Consider the following 7,338-nt stretch of genomic DNA (forward strand, 5'->3'; position numbering starts at 1 on the left):
TAGGCCGGGTAAGCATCAGCGCCACCCGGCAACAGAAGGTAAGGTTATTTACGACGCTGACTCAGACTCATCAACACGGCGCCAAAGCCAAACAGTGCGGTCAGGATCCACAGTGGCCAGTTGCCGGTACGCGCATATGGCGTTAACCCGGTCGTTGGCGTGACTGTCGTGGTCAGCACTTCACGGGTGAACTGAGGGATCATGGCCTGAATTTCACCCTGCGGCCCAATCACGGCGGTAATGCCGTTATTGGTGCTGCGCAGCAGTGGACGCGCCAGCTCCAGGGAGCGCATGCGCGCCATCTGGAAGTGCTGCCACGGGCCAATCGACTTACCGAACCACGCATCGTTAGAGATGGTCAGCAGGAAGTCCGTGTCCGGACGGAAGTTATCCCGCACCTGTTCGCCGAGAATGATTTCGTAGCAAATGGCCGCCGTCAGAGCAAATCCGTGCGCGTGCAACTGGGGCTGAACGTATGGCCCGCGGCTGAAAGAGGACATCGGCAGGTCAAAGAAGGGGGCCAGCGGACGCAGAATCGACTCCAGCGGAACAAACTCACCAAACGGTACCAGGTGATTCTTGTTATACCGGTCAGTCGAGTGGTAACTGTATTCGCTGTCTTTACCGAGCGTAATGATGGTGTTGTAGGTGTCGTAGCGGTTCTGCTGGTTCAGACGCGCATCCACAATGCCGGTAATCAACGTGCTGCCGCGCGCGAGCAGCAGATCGTTCATCATGTTCAGAAACGGCTGCTGGTTGAGCTCCAGATCGGGGATCGCCGACTCCGGCCAGATAATCAGCTGTGATTTTCCCATCACCTCTTCGGTGGCGTTGGCGTAAATCTTCAGCGTATTCAGCAGCTCTTTCTCGTCCCACTTCATGGACTGCGGGATATTTCCCTGCACCATAGAAACCTGCATGGCACGCCCGGGCTCCGGCGTGAACCACTGGATATAGCGCAGCGGGAAAGGCAGGGCGAACAATACGAGCGCCAACACCAGCGGTTTCCAGCAGCGCGTGACCAGCGCCAGTACCAGCAGGCCGCTGACCACCATCAGCAGGAAGTTGATGGCTTCAACGCCCATCACCGGCGCCAGGCCTTTTAGCGGGCCGTCAATTTGACTGTAGCCGAACTGCAGCCACGGGAAACCCGTCAGTACCCAACCGCGCAGGAACTCGGTGAGTTGCCAGACCACGGGCGCGGCAATGGCGACGCGTAGCCAGCTGGTTTTGGGCCACAGGCGAGAAAGGATGCCTGCGAATAAACCGGTATACAGCGAGAGGTACGCGGCGAGCAGTACCACCAGGAAGACGTTAACCGGGCCGGGCATACCGCCAAACTGGGCGATGCTGACATAGACCCAGTTGATGCCTGAGCCAAACAGCCCCAGCCCCCAGAAGTAGCCGATGGCGGCAGCCTGGACGGGACGACGATTCAGGGTTAAACCCTGTAGTCCCATCAGGGAGAGGATGGCCGCAGGCCAGATATCGTAAGGAGAAAAAGCCAGCGTACCGCTGGCTCCGAGTAACAGCGCCAGCAGCAAACGGACGCGCTGGCGTTCAAACAGTGGGGCAAATGCCATTTACATTACTCTTCCAGTTTTGGCACCGGTGAATCGTCCGGCGTTCTGACGTGAACCTGTATAATACGTCGGCTGTCGGCCATGGCCACTTTGAACTGGTAACCGTCGATGTCAACGGTCTCACCGCGCGCCGGGAGATGACCAAAGGCCTGCATCACCAGCCCGCCAATGGTATCGACCTCTTCATCGCTGAAGTGGGTCCCGAAGGCGTCGTTGAAGTCCTCGATGGAGGCCAGCGCACGCACGGTCCAGGTATGGCGGCTTAGCTGACGGAAGTCGATATCTTCCTCTTCGTCATACTCATCTTCGATTTCGCCGACAATCAGCTCAAGAATATCTTCGATCGTGACAAGACCGGAAACGCCACCGAATTCATCAATAACAATCGCCATGTGGTAACGCTGAGAGCGGAACTCTTTCAGCATCCGATCCACACGTTTACTTTCCGGCACAACCACGGCCTGGCGTAACACTTTTTCCATGCTGAAGGCTTCGGCATCGCTGCGCATAAACGGCAGCAGATCTTTCGCCATCAAAATCCCTTCGATGTGATCTTTGTCTTCGCTGATGACCGGGAAACGCGAGTGGGCGGATTCGATGATCACATCGAGGCACTCGTCCAGCGTCTGGTTGCGTTTCAGGGTGATCATCTGTGACCGGGGGATCATGATATCGCGAACGCGCTGGTCAGCGATGTCCATAACCCCTTCGAGCATTTCGCGCGTATCTTCGTCGATAAGGTCGTTCTGCCCGGAATCACGAATCAGCTCCAGCAGTTCATCACGGTTTTTCGGTTCGCCGTGGAAAAGCTGGTTCAGAATGAGGGAGAAAAATCCCTTTTTATTGGTTGTCGTGTCGCTACTGTGTGAATTGTCGTCGCTCATGGCGTTTGTTAAGGGTTCTCTTGTTAGTTCAACGTTTACCGCCACGCAATCTCCTTTCGTGGCGGCATGTTAGTCAGTCAGATGACGGACTATTCTTTCTCGGCAATGTACGGATCCTCATAGCCCAGAGCAAGCATTATCTCTGTCTCAAGGGACTCCATCTCTTCCGCTTCGTCGTCTTCAATATGATCGTAGCCGAGCAGATGCAGGCTGCCATGTACCACCATATGCGCCCAGTGGGCTTCCAGCGGCTTTTGTTGCTCTTTGGCTTCCTGTTCAACCACCTGACGGCAGATGATCAGATCGCCCAACAGCGGCATCTCGATACCCGGCGGAGCTTCAAACGGGAAAGAGAGCACGTTGGTTGGCTTATCTTTCCCGCGGTAGGTCAGGTTAAGCTCGTGGCTTTCTGCTTCATCCACCAGACGAATCGTGACTTCTGATTCTTCCTGAAACTGGGGGATAACGGCATCCAGCCATTTCTGAAACTGTGCCTCATCTGGCATGCCGGAATTATCTTCACAGGCCAGCTGTAAATCGAGGATCACCTGACTCATTTCTGCTCTTGCTCCTGCGCTTCGCGCTTACGTTCTGCGGCCAGTTCGGCCTTACGCTTCTGATCTGCCTCTTCCCAGGCTTCATAGGCGTTAACGATACGCGCGACCACCGGGTGGCGTACCACGTCTTCACTGTGGAAGAAGTTAAAGCTAATTTCGTCGACCTCGGCCAGCACTTCGATGGCGTGGCGCAGACCCGATTTGGTGCTGCGCGGCAGGTCGATCTGCGTCACGTCACCGGTAATGACTGCCTTCGAGTTGAAGCCGATACGCGTCAGGAACATCTTCATCTGTTCGATGGTGGTGTTCTGGCTCTCATCAAGAATGATGAACGCGTCGTTGAGCGTACGGCCGCGCATGTAGGCGAGCGGGGCCACTTCGATTACGTTACGCTCAATGAGCTTCTCGACTTTCTCAAAGCCCAGCATCTCGAACAGCGCGTCGTACAGCGGGCGCAGGTAAGGATCAACCTTCTGGCTTAGATCGCCGGGCAGGAAGCCCAGTTTCTCGCCCGCTTCCACAGCCGGACGGGTCAGCAGAATACGGCGAATCTCCTGGCGCTCCAGCGCATCAACCGCGGCGGCAACGGCCAGATAGGTTTTCCCCGTACCCGCCGGACCGACGCCGAAGGTGATGTCATGGTCAAGAATGTTGGCGATGTACTGCGCCTGGTTTGGCGTCCGCGGCTTGATGACGCCACGTTTGGTCTTAATGTTAATGGCCTTGCCGTAGTCCGGCACGCTTTCCGCGCTCTGCTCAAGCACGCGCGCCTCTTTAATGGCGAGGTGGATCTGTTCCGGTTCGATATCCTGAATTTCGCCGCGCATCGGGGCGGTATCGACATACAGGCTACGCAGAATGTCCGCGGCGGCGTTGACGCAGATAGGGCGTCCGGTAAGTTTGAAATGATTATCGCGACGATTGATTTCGATACCCAGACGTCGCTCCAGTTGTTTGATGTTGTCATCAAACGGCCCGCACAGGCTCAGCAGGCGAGCGTTGTCTGCGGGCGTCAGGCTAATTTCACGCGTATCTATGTTCAAACTGTTCCTCATTGATTGGTTAACTGATCCGTTGCGACAGGACGTAATAAAACGGTCATTACCGAAATTATTCACGCCACAGAATAAAGGCGCAAGCGTTGCGGATGATATTGGGGACGATGAGAGGAAATACAAGGCCTGCCGAAGAGGCAGGCCTGAAGGATTAAGGCTGGTAAATTCCCACGCCAGAATCATTTTCTTTGCGGGTACGGGAAATCACAGATTCTGGTGACTCTGCAATACGCAGGCCCATCTCATCTTCGGTACGTACCACTTTCGCACGCAGCGAGTTGGTCAACACTTCAACAATCTCGACGTCCACAAATTTACCGATCATGTCCGGGGTACCTTCAAAGTTGACCACGCGGTTGTTCTCGGTACGTCCGGAGAGTTCCATGATGCTCTTGCGCGAGGTGCCTTCCACCAGAATACGCTGGACGGTGCCGAGCATGCGGCGGCTCCAGGCGTTGGCCTGCTGGTTAATGCGCTCCTGCAGAATGTACAGACGCTGTTTTTTCTCTTCTTCCGGTACATCGTCAACCATATCGGCCGCAGGGGTGCCAGGACGCGGTGAGAAGATGAAGCTGTAGCTGACGTCAAAATTCACTTCGCCGATGAGCTTCATGGTGCGTTCGAAGTCATCAGCGGTTTCGCCAGGGAAGCCGACAATAAAGTCTGAGCTTATCTGGATATCCGGGCGGGCTTCACGCAGCTTACGGATGATGGATTTGTACTCCAGCACCGTATGCGGACGGCCCATCAGGTTCAGCACGCGATCGGAACCGCACTGAATCGGCAGGTGCAGGAAACTCACCAGTTCCGGCGTATCGCGGTAAACGTCAATGATGTCGTCGGTAAATTCCATCGGATGGCTGGTGGTAAAGCGAATACGGTCGATGCCGTCAATCGGGGCCACCAGACGCAGCAGTTCGGCAAAGCTGCCGGTGGTGCCGTCGTAGTTCTCACCGCGCCATGCGTTAACGTTCTGACCCAGCAGGTTGACTTCGCGAACGCCCTGGGCGGCAAGCTGTGCAATTTCAAACAGGATGTCATCTGCCGGGCGGCTGACCTCTTCACCACGGGTATACGGCACCACGCAGTAAGTACAGTATTTGTTGCAGCCTTCCATGATAGAGACGAACGCGGTCGGGCCATCGGCGCGCGGCTCTGGCAGACGGTCAAATTTTTCGATCTCCGGGAAGCTGACGTCAACGACCGGGCTACGATCGCCGCGCACCTTGTTGATCATTTCAGGCAGGCGGTGCAGGGTCTGAGGGCCAAAGACAATATCCACATACGGGGCTCTCTGGCGGATCAGCTTACCTTCCTGCGACGCAACGCAGCCACCCACGCCGATGATCAGGTCCGGATTTTTTCGTTTAAGAAGTTTCCAGCGGCCTAACACGTGAAAGACTTTTTCCTGCGCTTTTTCGCGAATTGAACAGGTATTTAGCAGCAGCACATCGGCTTCTTTCGCATTTTCAGTCAGCTGGTATCCGTGGGTGGTATCCAGCAGATCGGCCATCTTGGATGAATCGTATTCGTTCATCTGACAGCCCCAGGTTTTTATATGGAGTTTTTTAGTCATCGACTTGCTCAGCTCAGGATTGCAAGCCGCGTATTGTAATGCTTTGGTGGGGTTGTGACCAGTATGAAGGTTATGTGTCTCATGACCGAAAAAATCCGGTAAACTTAAAGGATTCTGCAATAAGGAAAATTGACCATGACACTCCAACACACCGAAGTTGCCGTTGTCGGCGGCGGTATGGTCGGCGGCGCGCTGGCGCTGGGGCTGGCGCAGCAGGGATTTGAGGTAACGGTAATTGAACAGGCTGCGCCTGGGCACTACGATCCGGCGGCCAAACCGGATGTGCGCATCTCCGCGATAAGCGCAGCGTCCGTTGATCTGCTGCGCGGTCTGGGCGTCTGGGAGTCGGTGCTGGCGATGCGCGCCCATCCTTACAGCCGTCTTGAAACCTGGGAGTGGGAAAATGCCCACGTCGCGTTTGATGCCGCTGAGCTGAAGTTACCGCGCCTGGGCTATATGGTGGAAAATAACGTGCTCCAGCGGGCACTCTGGCAGGCGCTGGAGGCGCACCCGAAGGTGACGCTGCATGTGCCTGCGTCGCTGAAGGCGCTGCATCCTCACGAGAGTGGCTATGTGTTGACGCTCGACAGCGGCGATGAACTGGCCGTGAAGCTGGTCGTCGGGGCCGATGGGGCTAACTCGCAGGTAAGGCAGATGGCGGGTATCGGGGTGCATGCCTGGCAGTACGAGCAGTCCTGCATGTTGATTACCGTTCAGTGTGAGAATGCGCCGGGAGAGAGCACCTGGCAGCACTTTACTCCGAATGGTCCGCACGCCTTCTTACCGCTGTTCGATAACTGGGCGTCGCTGGTGTGGTACGACAAACCGGCGCGCATTCGCCAGCTGCAGGGGCTTTCAATGGAGCAATTGCAGCGGGAAATTCATCTGAACTTCCCGAGCCGTCTGGGCAATGTTATGCCGGTTGCCGCAGGGGCGTTCCCGCTCACGCGGCGTCACGCATTGCAGTATGCCAGAGAAGGTCTGGCGCTGGTGGGCGATGCGGCACATACCATTCATCCGCTGGCCGGGCAGGGGGTAAATCTGGGGTATCGCGACGTCGATGCGTTACTGGATGTGCTGGGCAGCGCCCGCGGGCATGCGGAGAACTGGTCCAGTCATCAGGTCCTGAAGCGTTATCAGACGCGCCGTATGGCGGATAACTTTATCATGCAGTCGGGAATGGATCTGTTCTATGCCGGGTTCAGCAATGACATAGCGCCGGTGCGTATCTTGCGTAACATTGGTTTGATGGCGGCGGAACGCGCCGGCGGCTTGAAGCGTCAGGCGCTCAAATACGCCCTGGGACTCTAATCTTTTTTCCCTCTCCCGTGGGAGAGGGCATCAGACCGCACTATTCTGAGCAACAAAAACAAAAAAGCCCGCAGAGCGGGCTTTTTTGTGACTAAGTGGCTGGGGTGCAGGGATTCGAACCCCGGAATGCTGGTATCAGAAACCAGAGCCTTACCGCTTGGCGACACCCCAATTGCGTTAAACAGACTGCTTAACGACTTTTTAAATTGGCTGGGGTACGAGGATTCGAACCTCGGAATGCCGGAATCAGAATCCGGTGCCTTACCGCTTGGCGATACCCCAACAATTTTTTTTCATTACCGAAATCAATCGATAATCTAAATTTGGTGGCTACGACGGGATTCGAACCTGTGACCCCATCATTATGAGTGA

At 55.8% G+C, this 7,338-nt stretch carries 6 protein-coding genes and 2 tRNA genes; 1 reads left to right on the forward strand and 7 read right to left on the reverse strand.

The genetic code is table 11. The features are described from left to right. Positions 1-44 precede the first annotated feature (44 nt). The 5 genes from lnt to miaB form a co-directional block, all read right to left on the reverse strand. Complete coding sequence (gene lnt, locus LDK53_RS16200) at positions 45-1,583, reverse strand: apolipoprotein N-acyltransferase (protein ID WP_225287575.1); 1,539 nt, start codon at positions 1,581-1,583, stop codon at positions 45-47. A gap of 5 nt (positions 1,584-1,588) precedes the next feature. Beyond that, positions 1,589-2,467 (reverse strand): CNNM family magnesium/cobalt transport protein CorC, encoded by an 879-nt coding sequence (gene corC / locus LDK53_RS16205; RefSeq protein WP_225287578.1) that lies wholly within the window; start codon positions 2,465-2,467, stop codon positions 1,589-1,591. 89 nt (positions 2,468-2,556) lie between these two features. Further along, on the reverse strand, positions 2,557-3,024 hold the full coding sequence (gene ybeY / locus LDK53_RS16210) for an rRNA maturation RNase YbeY (RefSeq protein ID WP_008501052.1): 468 nt from the start codon (positions 3,022-3,024) through the stop codon (positions 2,557-2,559). Continuing rightward, positions 3,021-4,067 carry a PhoH family protein gene (locus LDK53_RS16215; RefSeq protein ID WP_025756345.1) on the reverse strand — a complete coding sequence of 349 codons (1,047 nt, stop codon included), beginning with the start codon at positions 4,065-4,067 and terminating at the stop codon, positions 3,021-3,023. Before LDK53_RS16215 ends, ybeY begins: the two co-directional genes overlap by 4 nt. A gap of 163 nt (positions 4,068-4,230) precedes the next feature. Beyond that, complete coding sequence (gene miaB / locus LDK53_RS16220; RefSeq protein ID WP_225287576.1) at positions 4,231-5,655, reverse strand: tRNA (N6-isopentenyl adenosine(37)-C2)-methylthiotransferase MiaB; 1,425 nt, start codon at positions 5,653-5,655, stop codon at positions 4,231-4,233. Positions 5,656-5,790: 135 nt separating this feature from the next. On the opposite strand from miaB, the gene ubiF reads away from it, so the two are divergent. After that, positions 5,791-6,966: a 3-demethoxyubiquinol 3-hydroxylase gene (gene ubiF, locus LDK53_RS16225; RefSeq protein WP_225287577.1), complete on the forward strand. Its 1,176-nt coding sequence runs from the start codon at positions 5,791-5,793 to the stop codon at positions 6,964-6,966. A gap of 96 nt (positions 6,967-7,062) precedes the next feature. On the opposite strand, the gene LDK53_RS16230 is transcribed toward ubiF, so the two are convergent. Together LDK53_RS16230 and LDK53_RS16235 are read right to left on the reverse strand one after the other, a co-directional pair. After that, positions 7,063-7,137 (reverse strand) — tRNA-Gln (locus LDK53_RS16230). 36 nt (positions 7,138-7,173) lie between these two features. Then, a tRNA-Gln gene (locus LDK53_RS16235) sits at positions 7,174-7,248 on the reverse strand. Between the last annotated feature and the right edge of the window lie 90 nt (positions 7,249-7,338).

It is taken from the genome of Enterobacter sp. K16B, from assembly GCF_020216105.1.
In the GTDB taxonomy this organism is placed as follows: Bacteria; Pseudomonadota; Gammaproteobacteria; order Enterobacterales; family Enterobacteriaceae; genus Enterobacter; species Enterobacter sichuanensis.